At 53.3% G+C, this 14,504-nt stretch carries 11 protein-coding genes; all 11 read right to left on the bottom strand.

The window, feature by feature from the left end; all coding sequences use genetic code 11:
- Positions 1-102 precede the first annotated feature (102 nt).
- The 11 genes from secG to gpmI all read right to left on the bottom strand — a co-directional run bounded on the left by secG (position 103) and on the right by gpmI (position 14,503).
- Entirely contained in the window at positions 103-339 is a 237-nt protein-coding gene (gene secG / locus ACFQ2I_RS00990; RefSeq protein WP_377561583.1) for a preprotein translocase subunit SecG, read from the bottom strand.
- Positions 340-470: 131 nt separating this feature from the next.
- Positions 471-1,166: a copper homeostasis protein CutC gene (locus tag ACFQ2I_RS00985; RefSeq protein WP_377561581.1), complete on the bottom strand. Its 696-nt coding sequence runs from the start codon at positions 1,164-1,166 to the stop codon at positions 471-473.
- A complete protein-coding gene (locus tag ACFQ2I_RS00980) occupies positions 1,163-2,713 on the bottom strand; it encodes a leucyl aminopeptidase family protein (RefSeq protein WP_377561580.1) in 1,551 nt (516 codons plus the stop codon). The genes ACFQ2I_RS00985 and ACFQ2I_RS00980 overlap by 4 nt, the downstream gene beginning before the upstream one ends.
- 11 nt (positions 2,714-2,724) lie before the next feature.
- Positions 2,725-4,230, bottom strand: a complete 1,506-nt coding sequence (gene pepV, locus ACFQ2I_RS00975) for a dipeptidase PepV (protein WP_377561579.1) — start codon at positions 4,228-4,230, stop codon at positions 2,725-2,727.
- Positions 4,230-5,246, bottom strand: a complete 1,017-nt coding sequence (locus tag ACFQ2I_RS00970; protein WP_377561578.1) for an asparaginase — start codon at positions 5,244-5,246, stop codon at positions 4,230-4,232. Before ACFQ2I_RS00970 ends, pepV begins: the two co-directional genes overlap by 1 nt.
- Before the next feature lie 74 nt (positions 5,247-5,320).
- The gene (locus ACFQ2I_RS00965) at positions 5,321-6,994 is read right to left on the bottom strand and encodes an ABC transporter substrate-binding protein (protein WP_377561931.1); all 1,674 of its coding nucleotides are present in this window, start codon (positions 6,992-6,994) and stop codon (positions 5,321-5,323) included.
- A gap of 44 nt (positions 6,995-7,038) precedes the next feature.
- Entirely contained in the window at positions 7,039-7,935 is an 897-nt protein-coding gene (locus tag ACFQ2I_RS00960) for a carbohydrate ABC transporter permease (RefSeq protein ID WP_377561577.1), read from the bottom strand.
- A 14-nt stretch (positions 7,936-7,949) separates the two neighbouring features.
- Positions 7,950-8,765 carry an ABC transporter permease gene (locus ACFQ2I_RS00955; protein ID WP_377561576.1) on the bottom strand — a complete coding sequence of 272 codons (816 nt, stop codon included), beginning with the start codon at positions 8,763-8,765 and terminating at the stop codon, positions 7,950-7,952.
- 278 nt (positions 8,766-9,043) lie between these two features.
- Positions 9,044-11,335, bottom strand: a complete 2,292-nt coding sequence (locus ACFQ2I_RS00950; protein WP_377561575.1) for a helix-turn-helix domain-containing protein — start codon at positions 11,333-11,335, stop codon at positions 9,044-9,046.
- Between the two features lie 286 nt (positions 11,336-11,621).
- Positions 11,622-12,914: a phosphopyruvate hydratase gene (gene eno, locus ACFQ2I_RS00945; protein WP_377561574.1), complete on the bottom strand. Its 1,293-nt coding sequence runs from the start codon at positions 12,912-12,914 to the stop codon at positions 11,622-11,624.
- Between the two features lie 53 nt (positions 12,915-12,967).
- Positions 12,968-14,503, bottom strand: coding sequence for a 2,3-bisphosphoglycerate-independent phosphoglycerate mutase (gpmI, locus tag ACFQ2I_RS00940; RefSeq protein ID WP_377561573.1), 1,536 nt, complete (start codon positions 14,501-14,503; stop codon positions 12,968-12,970).
- Position 14,504: the final 1 nt, after the last annotated feature.

Below are 14,504 nucleotides of genomic sequence, written 5' to 3'. Positions count from 1 at the left end.
ATAGATGATTATATACCATGTAGTATACACGAAAGCCTCTATCTGCATCCCTCATACACAAAAAAAGACGAGGTTCGCCCTCGCCTTCCAACAGCCCATGTATTATTTCTCTACAAAGTAAGACACTACTAGCGCCAGTACAAAAAAACCAACAGCAAACGCTATTGTCAAGCGTTGCAGGAACAAATCCAATCCGCGCGCCTTCTGCTTGCCGAACAGATGCTCCGCACCGCCCGTAATCGCTCCGGATAATCCTGCGCTCTTGCCCTTCTGAAGCAAGACGACAGCGATCAAGCCCAAGGAAAAGACGATAAGTACAATCTTCAATGCGATTTCCATTCCATCCACCTCCAGCGTAGCCGTTCCTAGAAACACATGGGCTGATTGTACCATAGCCTTCGACAAGTTTCAATAGCACGCCATTATTCAAATGTATTCTTTTACGTACAAAGCACATCGCCTGGTGCCGATTATGCACGCATTGGCCAATTGGAGCGAATGCGCTCTACTGCGCTAACATCCACCCCGTACTGAAAGCTCCCATTCAAGCGTGCCCCCGAGCCAAAATGCACTTCCGGCACGCCGGTCTTCTTCACTAACTCTGCTGCATTATCCGCATTCAACCCATAACCGCCCATAATGCGCGGCCCGCCTAATTGGGCTGACAGCTCCTGCAGCATCCGCAGCTGATCGCAAGATTCCGGTGCGGGACGCAAGCCTCCAGCCGTCAGCACTCGGCTAATCGCTTTATATTCTGACAGCACACGAAGCCCGTCAGCTTGATCCTGCAGTTCATCGAATGCACGGTGGAAGGTCACATCCATGCCAGAGGCCGCGGCCAACATGCGCTCCAATGCCGCTCGGTCAATCTCTCCTTCATCATTCAGTAGGCCGATGACGATGCCGGCCGCTCCTGCGGCGCGAGCCACCTCAATATCCCGCAGCATAACCAACTGATCCGCCTCGTTGTAGCGGAACGATTGGCTATGCGGGCGAATCATGACATTGACGGGAATGGCCGCCGCTTGCACCGCTGCTTCTATCAAGCCTGCGCTCGGTGTCAGTCCTCCTTCCGCAATGCCGCTTACCAGCTCGATTCGATCTGCGCCTGCCGCGGCAGCTACTGCCACATCATCCGGCGTTATCGCGATAATCTCAACAATCATCTCTGTCGCTCCTCTGTCACAGATAATATATAGTCGGCAATCAACCGAACGCCATAGCCTGTCGCCCCGGCAGGCGTGTAGCCACGCCCTGACTTAGCCTGAACGGTATTCGCCATGTCGATATGCGTCCAGCACACATCCTTGTCCACGAAGCGGCGGAGGAACAGCGCAGCTTGTATCGCTCCTCCATAAGGGCTTGAGCCGATATTGTTCATGTCTGCATAATCGCTGTGAAGCAGTTCCTCGTAATCCTCCACGAGAGGCATGGTCCAGTTGCGATCGCCATTGCGCTCCCCCAACTCATGCAGCGCCAGTGACATCTCCATATCGCCCCAGACACCTGCCATACCAAGACCCAGCGCCTGGCCCACATTGCCCGTCAGCGTCGCGATATCGATGATCCGGCTCGCTCCCAGTCGTTGGGCGTGCAGCAGCGCGTCAGCCAGAATGAGTCTTCCTTCCGCATCGGTGTTGCCTACTTGCACATGCAAGCCGTTAGGGTAAGCAATGACAGTGGAGGGGACATAGGCCTCACCGTCCGGCACGTTATAAGCCGTTGGAATTAATGCGACAATATTCGCCTCCATTCCTAGCTTGGCCAGCATATGCATGGCTCCCAGCACAGCGCAAGCGCCGCCCATATCATAGCGAGCCTCGCTCAGATCCTTGCCTTCCTTCACATTCATACCGCCCATGTCGAAGGTGACGCCTTTGCCTATCAGTGCTATTAGCGGCAGCTCCGTCTTCGTCCTGTATGCCAGTTCAATCATAGCCGGTCCGTGGCTGCTGCCCATTCCTACTGTTAGCAATCCCGACATTCCCAGCTCATGGAGCGCATCGTCCTCTATTACATTACATTCCATGCCTGGCAATGAAGAGAAGTGCTCCCGGCACGCTTCCGTAAGACGGTGCGGCGTCATCACATTCGACGGCTCATTGCACCAGTCGCTCGCTAGCATGACGGCTTCCGCGCGAATGCTCGCACGTTCTACAGCCTTCCTCGCACTAACGCTGTAGCACTTGCCGACACGCTCCCCGTCTCCATATGCTGTTGCCACACCCGCTACGCCGTTACCGTCTATGCCGATGCCTGCTTCGCCGACAGCAATCCCATTAGACCGTCCTCCAGCATCATCTACGATGATATGCAGACAATCTACCGCACAGAAGCGCGCAGAAGGCATCTTATACTTGTCGAAGCTGTATCCGCCAAGCAGCCATCCCTCCGTCCAGGCTTCGACAGTGGCTTCCACCGTGCAGCCACAGGCTGCCGCTACAGCAGCAATCTCCTGCAGCTCAAGCGATACCATCGTCACACGCCGCGCGGCAATGCCTCGGACACACTGTCCCGCTGCCCGTCGCAGGCCTTCCAGCGTCAGCGACGACGTCTTGCCAAGTCCAGCTATAACCAACTCCGCTCCGTTGTCCAGAGCGAACGACAAGGCGCCTGCGGCTCCTGTGCCAAGTACCCTATTCGACGCGCCGTCCTCCAGCTCAAGTCGTAGCAGCAAGCCCTTGGCTCGCTCTACACCTATAGTCACTTCCATATGCGTCCCCCTCATGACAGCCTAACTCCAGGCATGTCCAGATTGCCCAGTTCGTAGATTGCCCGGGCGAACATCGCTGTCGCTTGCATCAGCTCGTCGATATCGACGTACTCGTCCGGCTGATGCGCCGTGCTTTCGCGATCCGGGAACAATGCGCCGAAGGCGACTCCGCACGGCATCTTGCAAGCATACGTCCCGCCGCCGGTCGATAGCAGCTCGGGCTCCAGCCCCGTCTCTTCCCGGTAGATTCGTTGCAGCGCCCCGATCATCGGATGGCTTCTCGATACATGATGGGGCTTCTTCACTGTAACATCCTGCCAGCGATAACCCAAGCGACCAACGCATCGCGAGATTCGGCCGATGATTTCTTTATCGTCAGAGCTGATAGGATAACGAATATTAAGTACGAGACTGGACATTACGCCTCGCTCATAAGCCAGAACTCCGACATTGACCGTAAGCTCCTTCGTCTCCTCATCCCGCCGGGCGATCCCTAGGCGTTCTCCGAGGCAGTCATCTAGGAAGTACAACTCACAGCAATTCAGGAAGCTTCTCGCTTCCGCATCGACCGGCTGCAGGTTCAGGAAGCTCGCCAGCTTTAGCCCGGCGTTGATCCCCCGCTGCGGCTCCATGCCATGGGCGGATCGCCCTTTCACCCTTACTTCCACCAATCCATCCGGCAGCCTAACAACGCTTCCTTGAATGGAAGTCGCCTTTCCATACCGCTCCAGTGATGCCTGCAGTTGCTGCATCCGCTCGTCAGACTCTCCCTTAAGCGTCAGAATTGCCCTTGCTTCGTCGGGCACCATATTGGCGGCCGTTCCGGATTGGAAGCTAACGAGCACCATCTCCGTATGCTCATCAGCTGATTCATGCCCACCCGCCCTCTCTTCATTAGCCGCAATTCGCTCGATTCGGCCGTTCACCTGTCCCTTCTCGGCATTCACGATCGGGAACACCGCATCCGGCGTGAAGCCTGCCAGCGGCGGCGGCTGTCTGCGATTGTACGCGTCCATACAAGTCATACCGGTTTCTTCATCGATTCCGAATATTAGTCTGACGTTATGCTTCATCGGCAGCCCGAGCTCTTTCACGATTTTGAGAGCATAGAGCGTAGCCATTGCCGGTCCCTTGTCGTCGATCGCACCTCGGGCATACAACCTTCCATTCCTGATCCATGGCTCGAACGGGGGCGTCGACCAGTTGCCGGTGGCGGGAACCACATCCAGATGGCTCAATACAGCGATATAATCTCTATGGCCTCTGCCTACTCCACGCTTCATTCGGGAAGCGTCGTATTCCGCAAACCCTACCAATCCGTCAATCACTGCCGTACGCAAGCCATTCTTCTCCGCTAACTGCAGCATATATTCCAGCGCACGCGCCGAATGGCAGCCCTGAGGCTGCCCCGGACCACTGCTTGCCGCATCCTTAACGCTCGGAATGGCCAACAGAGGAATGAGATCGCCTAGCAGCGCTTCTCGTCTCGCTTCTACTTCCGCTCTCCAGTCAATCATTAGCCCACCATCACATCTTCGAGCCGGAATACCGCCTGATTCCTCCCGATGATCAGCCCGTTGTCATTCCGAATCTCCGGCGGACCGATCCGGTACATCCGATCGATCGTCGCCCGGTTGCTATAGCCGATCTGCTCCAGGATGGATGCGACGATAATCGGCCATTCCTCCTCCGAGCCGTCATTCACCTTCAAGGCGAAAGCCATACGCTCCTTCCGCAAGGCGAAGCAATAGACGCCCTTGGCCCCACCCTTGGCCACAATATTGTCATCCATCAGCAGATTGGGGCAGATGAGGTAATCAGCAGATATCATCGCAGGATAACGATTCATATTCGCCGTCACTTCCATGACGGCCTTCCGAACCGCTTCATCTTCGATCAGATCGGGACACGCCAGCTTCAGGAAGGCTCTGGCCATGCCCGAGAGCGGCATGCCGAATACCGGAAAGCCGCAGCCATCTGTCCCAATTCGAATGTCACCTGAAGGCACTTCAGACAGAAGCGATACGATGCGAAGCACTTCTTGCTGAGCGGGATGACTAACCTGCTCGTACCCCTCCAGCGGATAACCCATGCCGATGCAATAAGCGAGCAGCCCCAGATGCTTGCCAGAGCAATTGTGATACACTCTGCGCTGCGGCTTGCCGCCAGCCACTAACGCATCTCTGGCATCCATATCCAACGGATACGTCGGCTTGCATACCAGCGTCTCCTCGGCAAGACCCAGCTTCCCGAGCATCCCCTCCAGCGCTTCCACATGATACGGAAGGGCTCGATGGGATGCCATCATAATTGCCTTTTCTTCGTCCGTGAAGCGGAATCGATCATCCAGGAAGCCGCCCATGAATGCCGGTACCGCCTGCATCGGCTTAGCGGCGGAGCGCATGAACGTCACCCATTCCGGATCGCCTGACCGGTATACGACCCGCTTTTGCTCATTTACGCCACAAATATGACCGTAATGAATATTTTCCAAAAAACCGCCGCGGTACTCCTCCACCAACACATTGCTCATTATCCGTTGCCTCCTCATACATGGCGGAAAAGGATTCATTCCCAAGAATGAATCCTTCCCTTACTTTTATTGAATTATTGCTGAGCATCGTAAGCCGTTTGATAAATTTCGATCAGGCGCTTCAGATTCATGCTATCAAGCGTCTTCAGATACGCATCCCACTCCGAATCGATATCAGCGTCGCCGATAATGAAGCGAGCCATCATCTCCTCTACGAAGTCATTGATCGTCTTGGACAGGTCAGCTGTCTCTGTCGCTTGATCGTTCGTCATGAACAGCGGCGGAACCGTCTTGTATTGGTCAGACTTGAACGGCTCATAGTTCTTCTTCGTCTCTTGGTACAGAATTTCCTCTAATGAATCTTCGCCTTTGCTCACCGCGCTCAAACGGAACTCGTTCGACCGGTTAGAAGGACCTGTCTGTGCCCAGTGTACATTTTGCACTTCACCGAAGGATTTCAGATCGATCCACTTCGCAGGCTCGCCGTTAATACCGATCTCGCCGGCCTCTGCATCGCGCCATTCCTCACCTGGACGACCATAGTTGGTACGTAGTGTATGCTCATATTCAAAGAGACCGTCCGCCCAGCGAAGCGCAACGTCAGGATGCTTCGCTTTGTTTGTAATAATGAATGTGCCAAGCGTCATACCGGACGGATCTGTCGGAGCGAAGCCCTCGCCGTTCGGTCCTTTCAATACTGGAACCGTCTTGTACTCCATCCATCTGCCACTTTCTCCCATCAACTGTGTGAAGACGCCTTGATGGCCGCCCGTCGATGCGCCGAGCAGGACCGTGTCCGGGTTTTCCCCGATTTGGATCAGCTGGTTATCATCTTGCGTGAAGGACTCGCTGGCGATCAGACCGTCTTGATACAGCTTGCGAATATACTTCAGGCCTTCCTTCCACTCCGGCTTGTCGAAGGCGACATCCATCACACCGTCTTTCACGAACATATGCTTCGTGCTGTTTCCGTATACGGGATTGTAGATGAAGGAGTTCATCAGGAATGCATCCATGGAAGATCTCCAGCTCTTCGGCGAGATGGACAATGGAATTTCATCCGCTTTGCCGTTGCCGTTAGGGTCTTGCTCCTTGAACGCTTTCAGTACGTCATACAGTTCATCAGTTGTTGTCGGCATATCAAGGCCCAGCTTATCCAGCCATGGCTGGTATATCCACATCTTCTGGCTCATGGAGCAGTGGTAGCATTGATTGATTTCCGGCAAGCTGTAGATGTTGCCGTCCGGAGCCGTAATCGCTTTCTCTACCTCTGGGTATTGCTCGAACAGCTTCTTCGTCTGCACGCCATGCTCTGCGATCAGATCGTTCAGCGGCAAGAAGGACCCTTCGCTGCCGTAGATCATCTGCTGTGCCGGCGTGACGTTCAGACCGAGAATGACATCAGGCAGATCGCCTCCCGCCAGCACCAGGTTCAGCTTTTCCTGCATGCTCTGCTCAGGAACGACTTCCCACTCGATATGCACGTTCGTTTTCTCTTCATACCACTTCGTGAATTCATTCGTTGCGAAATCCTCGACTAGCGGATTGCCGCGAACCATCACCTTCAATGTAACCTTCTCGTTCACGATAGGATAAGTGCCAGGTTCCGTCAGCAGATCGGCAGAGCCGCTGTTGCCGCTGTCGCTCTTCCCATCATTGCTACCCTTACCCGTATCTTTATTGTTATCGGAACCGGAGCATCCGGCAAGCACAAGCGTTAACACCATGACAACCGCTAGCATAGACATGAGAAGCTTCTTCAAATTGACCCCTCCTAATAATTAGGTTGTTATTATCCCTTCAATGATCCGATCATAACGCCCTTCACAAAAAACTTCTGCACAAACGGATAGACGATAATCAATGGCAGCGACGATACGACAATAAGCGAATACTTGAGCAGTTCCCTCAAGCCTTGGCGGGCGGCTGCCGTCTTGGCGTCCCCGATCATATCGATGTTCACTTCATTCTGAATGAGAATATCGCGCAGAATGAGCTGAAGCGGATACAAATCCGGGCTCTTCAAGTAAATCATCGCATTGAAATACTGATTCCAGTGCCCTACGGCATAGAACAAGGCGATAACCGCCAGAATGGGACCCGATAGCGGCAGCACGATGCGCCACAGAAAGCGAAAATCATTGCATCCGTCGATCTGGGAGGCTTCCAGAATCTCATGTGGAATGGTCGTCTGGAAGTACGTCCGCATAATGATGACATTCCATGCCGTCAGCGCGGTCGGAATGATCATCGACCAGAACGTATCGATCATGCCCAGCTCCTTCACGATCAGGTAGTTGGGAATGAGTCCGCCATTGAACATCATCGTGAACACCAGCATCAGCATGAAAGCCCCTCTGAAGCGGAAGTCGCGACGGGACAGCGGATAAGCCGCCAAAATCGTCATCGCCACGTTGAGCAGCGTTCCGATACCCGTGTAGAGAAAGGTGTTTTTGAAGCCGATGAGTACATTTTTATTTTTAAATACCGCCTTGTAGCCATCCAGCGACGGCTCCACCGGCCACAGCCACACCTTGCCCGACATAATGGCGTAAGTCGAACTGAAGGAGGCGCTTACAACGTAGATCAAGGGATAGAGTATAATTAACAGTACGAATGTCAAAAGGACATAGTTGACGATAGTAAACACTCTATCTCCACCGGATTCTTTCATTGCGTTTGTTTCCATGCACTATCCCCCCCTTACCATAAACTTTCCTGTTTCATTTTCTTGGCTGCGGTGTTCACGATAATAAGGAGAGCGAAGCCGACAACCGCCTTGAACAATCCGATTGCTGTGGCGTAAGAGAAGTTCATCGCCTGTGAGATCAAGCCGACCTTGTACACGTAGGTGTCGATCACTTCGGATGTCCGCAAGTTAAGCGCATTTTGCATAAGCAGGATCTTCTCGAAGCCGGTCTCCAGCACCTGTCCCGTATTGAGGATAAGCAGGATAACGGCAATTGGCAAAATCCCGGGAATATCGATATGCCAGATGCGTTGCATTTTGGATGCTCCGTCGATCACGGCCGCTTCGTGAAGGGCTGGATCGATTCCTGCCAGCGTCGCCAGATAAATGATGCAAGCGAAGCCGACGTTTTGCCATACATGAGACCATACATAAATTGACTGGAACAGCGACGCATCGGCCATGAAGTTGATCGAGTCCACTCCGAACCAGCTCAGCACCAGATTGATAGCACCCGTGCGAGGGTCCAGGAATTGGAACAGCAAGCCGACGAGCACGACCACACTTATAAAGTATGGCGCGTACGTCACCATTTGAACCGTCTTCTTGAATCGGTGGTTCCTCACATAGTTCAATCCGATTGCCAGCATAATAGGAAATGGAAAGCTGGCGATCAGCGTATAGAAGCTGACGCTTAACGTATTGAACAGGAGCCTGTTGAAATCATAGGATTCAAAAAACCGCATGAAATGCTTCAGTCCAACCCATTCGCTGGCGAAAATGCCCTTGGAAATAGAGAAGTCCTTGAAAGCAATGACGGCTCCAATCATCGGAACGTACTTAAATAATAGAATGTAAATCAAAGGTGGTAAGAAAAGCACATACAGCTGCCAACTACGAAAGGTCCTCCGCCTTGCAATCAAGTTACGTCCCCCCTTGGTATCGCCAAAGTCATGTTTGTTTACCGGCCGGTGATTCGAAGTATAGACGACTGGGGCTGCATTCGTAAATATGACATATTCTAATGCTATTCATCATTCAAGAAAGCGCTTTAAAAGGGTCATTATTCCTAATTCAAGCCGTGTGCAAATCTTTAGAAACCGCTTCCTTACTTGCCTTTTCGGTATTCCGTCGCACTGATGCCATTGGCCCGCTTGAAGGCGCGGCTGAAGGAGTTCAGAGAATAATAGCCGACCAGACGGGCGATCTCGTTAACAGAAGCATCGCCTTCCTTCAGCAGTCGCCGGGCCGCACTCATCCGAAGGCGCTCCACATATTCCGAGAAGTTGACCCCTGTCTGCTCCTTGAAAAAGTATGAAATATACGTCTCTGAAGTTTGCAATTCCTCCGCCAGCAGTGTCAGGCTCAGATCAGTACGGCGGTAGTTCTGTTCCACATAGGCGATCAGTCGTTCCTTCAATTCATCGTTATGGCTCTTCTTCCGATCATGATGTTTATGGCATAAGCTGCTGAACGCGTCGCCAAGCAAGTCCAGACTTTCCTCTAATGTCCGCTTCGGCTCCGTCGCCAACAGCGCGCCTTCGCGCTCGGCGTGCAACTCATCCGGGGGTATAGCTGACTGTTCGCAACACTTCAACAGTGTGCCGGAAAGCTCGTGTATGAAGATCTTTCCCACGGAATGGGGCAATGACCGCTCCCGTACATTTTTCTCCGTCAGTTGCGCAAGCACGTCCTTCACCTCTTGATCGTTGCCGGACTTCACAAGTCCCATTAGTCGCTGTTCCAGATCAGATGGGTAGAAATAAGCTTGAATCGCTATCGTTCCCATATCGCCATGGCAAGCGACCGGCTGCTCCGTCGACCACTCCTTGCGGTCAAGCAGGAAGCTCGCTTCCTGATAAGAACGGCTGACATCCGTCAGTTGGCTGCAACTGCCGCCTGCCGCAATATACGTCAGCACGCCGAGCTTCTCATTGATTCCGCGCTGCAGTTCTTCCAGAAGCAGTCGCGTCTTCTCTTGGAATCGCTTCTGTGACGAGGCGTCACCATGAAAGAACAAGGCGATCTGATGCTCGTCAAGATCAAGCGTTGTGACCATACCCGCATATTCCTTCGCGATCAGTTCCCGGATACCCAGCTTCTGAATGTTCAACTCATCCAATATCTCTTCTGTATAAGCTCCCTTATAACTGGCAAGTTGCAAGATGGCGACCATTATATAGCGTCCTTCCCAGGACAGCTTGGAGTGCTCCATCGCGAGGGCAATGTCTCGACCCGACGGGAATTGGCCTCGCAGCAACCGGCCCAGGAAGGCGCTGCGGAGCAAGGGCAATTGCTCGTCCAGCTTCGCAACCAGCGTCTCGTGGTTGAAAATCAGGCTGGTCACCGATTGTCCTACGTAATCTATCGTATGACGAACGGACGCAGTATTGGCCGGAACACCGCGCTGCTCCGGCAGCAGCCTCAGCATCTTCCATAGCCATTGGCTGTTGCGATAGGAGAAGTAGAATGCGGTAAGCAGACCACCCAGCAGAGCAATGGCCAACACCGTCAGGAACGTCTGCCGAATATATTCCGCCCGTTCCATCAGCTTTTTCTCCGGTTGAAGCGCCACATAGGTCCATCCGCTATAGCTTGAGCTGATGCGGGTCACATACATATTCTCTTCGCCTACCTTCATATGGTAGTATCCGTCTTTCATGCTACTTAGAGAGAAACTGAACGGACCGTCGCCGACTGCGCTGATCAGCTCGCCTTGCTTATTGGCGATAAACGCCACCCCGCCGCTTAGCGTTAGATTGGACAGCATACTCTGAATCTGGGTATTGTCGATAAGCATCAGCACTTGCCCGTTCTGTGCACCTGTGCCGAACGGCTGCAGGAATGTGACAACAGAAGAGGACTTGCCTTGGTACAACGACGGCCTTCCCGGCACGTATTGCTTGGATCGATCATTGCTTAACAGCATTCCTCTCCATTCCTCATATGAGACGCCTTCATATTGGAATTTCAGATCGTAGAGCTGTCGCAGCTTGCTTACGCTTTTGGGCGATATGGCCAGCTCGCTCTCAGGATAGATGACATAATAATCAATAAGGAATTGATTGACGAGCGAATAGTCGAACAGATCGTTCTTCACATCGATAATACGGTAGGGGTTGCTGTCGCGGAACGGATCCTTCACCTGCAGGAACGACAGTACCTTCGTATTGCTCGCTACTTGCATTGCAATCGTCTCCACCTCAACGAATCGACGTTCCACATTTTCTTGCATTTGCTCCAGCATATATTGCGCCGTGCTTTGAGCGCTCGACTCCACCTTTTGCACCGTTTTCTCATAGATGAACAGCCCTGCACCGCCGAAGAGCGCAAGCAGCAGCGCGAAAGGAATGAAATAATACAGAAGCACTTTCACATGATTGCCACGCGCTTTCCTCATCAATACAACCCCTCTTTTTTTACAATGTTATACAATAATTATAAATTTTTTATATATAATTTTATGATAACGCTTTCACGCTTCATGATTAAAGCGGCAATAGCAAAATAATTATACATGAGCTTGTATGTATGCGCCACCTCTTTCGCGATCCAAATAGTTACTAATTTCAGACATTAACATAAAAGGTTACTCTCGCATCCAATAGAAAAAAGGCTACTTCGCTTGAGCATAACGCTCTCACGAAGCAGCCATTCATTGCTGTACCTTTATCGGCAGTGCAATCTTACTTGAAGTTTTTCAGGTTGTAGAACGCAGCTTTGCCGCCGTATTGCGCCGTGGAGCCCAGCTGATCCTCGATGCGAAGCAATTGGTTGTACTTCGCTACGCGGTCCGTACGGGAAGGAGCGCCTGTCTTGATCTGGCCTGCATTAGTCGCAACCGCGATGTCAGCGATCGTGCTGTCTTCGCTCTCGCCGGAACGGTGAGAGATGACTGCCGTGTAGCCTGCGCGCTTCGCCATTTCGATCGCGTCGAACGTCTCAGTCAGCGTACCGATCTGGTTCACCTTAACCAGAATGGAGTTACCCACGCCCTTCTCGATGCCGTCAGACAGACGCTCTGTATTCGTCACGAACAGATCGTCACCCACGAGCTGAACCTTGCCGCCTAGCTTGTCGGTAAGCAGCTTCCAGCCATCCCAGTCGTCTTCGGAGCAGCCGTCTTCAATCGATACGATCGGATACTTCTCGACCCAGGAAGCGAGCAGATCGACGAACTCCGCGGAAGTGAAGGACTTGCCTTCGCCGGCCAATACATACTTGCCGTCCTTGTAGAACTCTGTAGATGCAACGTCCATGCCCAGGAATACATCTTCGCCTGGCTTGTAACCAGCGCGCTCGATGGCGGAGATGATCGTCGTGATCGCTTCTTCGTTGGAGCCCAGGTTCGGAGCGAAGCCGCCCTCGTCGCCAACTGCCGTGTTCAGACCTTTATCATGCAATACAGCCTTCAGGCTGTGGAAGATTTCCGCACCGATGCGAAGCGCTTCTTTGAAGTCTGCAGCGCCAACCGGCAGAACCATGAACTCCTGAACGTCGATGTTGTTGTCGGCATGCTCGCCGCCGTTGATGATGTTCATCATCGGTACAGGCAATGTCTTCGCGTTGAAGCCGCCGAGGTACGTGTACAGGGATACGTCCAGCGCGTCTGCAGCAGCGCGCGCTACAGCCATCGATACCGCCAGAATAGCGTTGGCGCCCAGCTTGCCTTTGTTAGGCGTACCGTCGATTTGGATCATTTTGCGGTCGATAGCGACTTGATCCAGTGCGTCCAGACCGATGATTTCCGGTGCGATCAATGTATTTACGTTTTCTACTGCTTTCAGTACGCCTTTGCCCAGGTAACGGGACTTGTCTCCGTCACGCAGCTCTACCGCTTCATATGCGCCTGTGGATGCGCCGGATGGCACGATAGCGCGGCCTTTGCCGCCGGATTCCAGCGTTACTTCTACTTCAACTGTCGGATTCCCGCGGGAATCCAGCACTTCGCGTGCATATACGTCAACGATCATGGACATGAATAGACACTCCTTTAATGTTCAATTAGTGGTGTTGATGAATGGATTGATCCTTACTTGATCAGTGAATTCCCTGTCATCTCCGCCGGCTTGTCAAGCTTCAGCAGCTCCAGCAGCGTCGGCGCGATATCTGCCAGGATGCCGCCATCGCGAAGATCCAGTCCTTCTCTTGTTACAATGAGCGGAACGGGATTCGTCGTATGCGCCGTATGCGGACGGCCATTCTCGTCGGCAATCATATCCGCGTTACCATGGTCTGCCGTAATGATGCAGACGCCGCCTTTCGCCAGCACCGCTTCTACCACCTTGCCGAGACACTCGTCCGTCACCTCTACCGCCTTGATGGTCGGTTCCAGCATACCGGAGTGGCCCACCATATCCGGATTGGCAAAGTTCAGAATGATCGCATCATGCTTGTCCGCCTCAATCTCCCGCACAGTTGATTCCGCCAACTCATAGGCGCTCATCTCCGGCTGCAGATCGTACGTCGCCACCTTCGGCGAGTTGATCAGCACACGCGTCTCACCCGGCAGCTCGACATCGCGGCCGCCGCTGAAGAAGAACGTGACATGCGGGTACTTCTCGGTCTCCGCCGTGCGCAGCTGCGTCTTCCCATTCTGCGCCAGCACTTCGCCCAGCGTGTTATCCAGGTTCTTCGGTGAGTAAGCGACGTATCCGCCGACCGTCTCGCTGAACAGGGTCAAGCAGACGAAGTGAAGGTGCTTCGGACACTTCTCCCCGCGGTCGAAGCCGCGGAAATCCTCATTCGTGAACACTTGCGACAATTGGATAGCGCGATCGGGGCGGAAGTTGAAGAAGACGACTGCATCCTCCGACTCCACGAGACCGACAGGCTTGTTGTCCTCGCCCACGATCACCGTTGGCATAACGAATTCATCATATACGGATTTCGCATAGGATTCAACTACCGCTTCCACGGGATCGGTATACTGCGGGCCTTCGCCATATACCATCGCCCGGTAAGACTTCTCCGTACGCTCCCAGCGCTTGTCGCGATCCATCGCGTAGTAACGGCCTTGCACCGTCGCTATGCGGCCTACGCCGAGCTCGTCGATCTTCGCCTGCAGCGCTTCGACATAGCTCTTCGCGCTGTCCGGAGCCACATCGCGCCCGTCGAGGAATGCATGGATGTAGACTTCCGTCAAGTTCTCCTTCTTGGCCAGCTCCAGCAAGGCGAACAGATGAGCAATATGGCTGTGCACGCCGCCGTCGGACAGCAAGCCGTACAGATGCAGCTTACGGCCCTTCTCCTTCACATGCTTCACTGAGGCATGCAGCGTCTCATTGTCGAAGAATTCACCTTCACGGATCGACTTGCTGATCCGGGTCAGGTCCTGATATACGATACGTCCCGCTCCGATATTCAGGTGGCCGACCTCCGAGTTGCCCATTTGCCCTTCGGGCAAGCCTACCGCTTCGCCGCATGCCGTCAGCGTTGTGTTCGGATATTGCTGCAAATATTTGTCGTAGTTGGGCTTGTTCGCTTGCGCAACCGCGTTGCCCGTGACATCATCGCGCAATCCGAAGCCGTCCATAATAATTAATGCTACCGGTTTGCGTTCAGCCATC

It is taken from the genome of Paenibacillus chungangensis, from assembly GCF_042675905.1.
Lineage (GTDB): Bacteria > Bacillota > Bacilli > Paenibacillales > Paenibacillaceae > Pristimantibacillus > Pristimantibacillus chungangensis.
This window is presented reverse-complemented; position numbering and strand designations above follow the sequence as displayed.

Bases quoted from the DNA above. Each gene is read 5' to 3' on its own strand.
- secG (WP_377561583.1), bottom strand. From the start codon at position 339: ATGGAAATCGCATTGAAGATTGTACTTATCGTCTTTTCCTTGGGCTTG.
- ACFQ2I_RS00985 (WP_377561581.1), bottom strand. From the start codon at position 1,166: ATGATTGTTGAGATTATCGCGATAACGCCGGATGATGTGGCAGTAGCT.
- ACFQ2I_RS00980 (WP_377561580.1), bottom strand. From the start codon at position 2,713: ATGGAAGTGACTATAGGTGTAGAGCGAGCCAAGGGCTTGCTGCTACGA.
- pepV (WP_377561579.1), bottom strand. From the start codon at position 4,230: ATGATTGACTGGAGAGCGGAAGTAGAAGCGAGACGAGAAGCGCTGCTA.
- ACFQ2I_RS00970 (WP_377561578.1), bottom strand. From the start codon at position 5,246: ATGAGCAATGTGTTGGTGGAGGAGTACCGCGGCGGTTTTTTGGAAAAT.
- ACFQ2I_RS00965 (WP_377561931.1), bottom strand. From the start codon at position 6,994: ATGTCTATGCTAGCGGTTGTCATGGTGTTAACGCTTGTGCTTGCCGGA.
- ACFQ2I_RS00960 (WP_377561577.1), bottom strand. From the start codon at position 7,935: ATGGAAACAAACGCAATGAAAGAATCCGGTGGAGATAGAGTGTTTACT.
- ACFQ2I_RS00955 (WP_377561576.1), bottom strand. From the start codon at position 8,765: ATGATTGGAGCCGTCATTGCTTTCAAGGACTTCTCTATTTCCAAGGGC.
- ACFQ2I_RS00950 (WP_377561575.1), bottom strand. From the start codon at position 11,335: ATGAGGAAAGCGCGTGGCAATCATGTGAAAGTGCTTCTGTATTATTTC.
- eno (WP_377561574.1), bottom strand. From the start codon at position 12,914: ATGTCCATGATCGTTGACGTATATGCACGCGAAGTGCTGGATTCCCGC.
- gpmI (WP_377561573.1), bottom strand. From the start codon at position 14,503: ATGGCTGAACGCAAACCGGTAGCATTAATTATTATGGACGGCTTCGGA.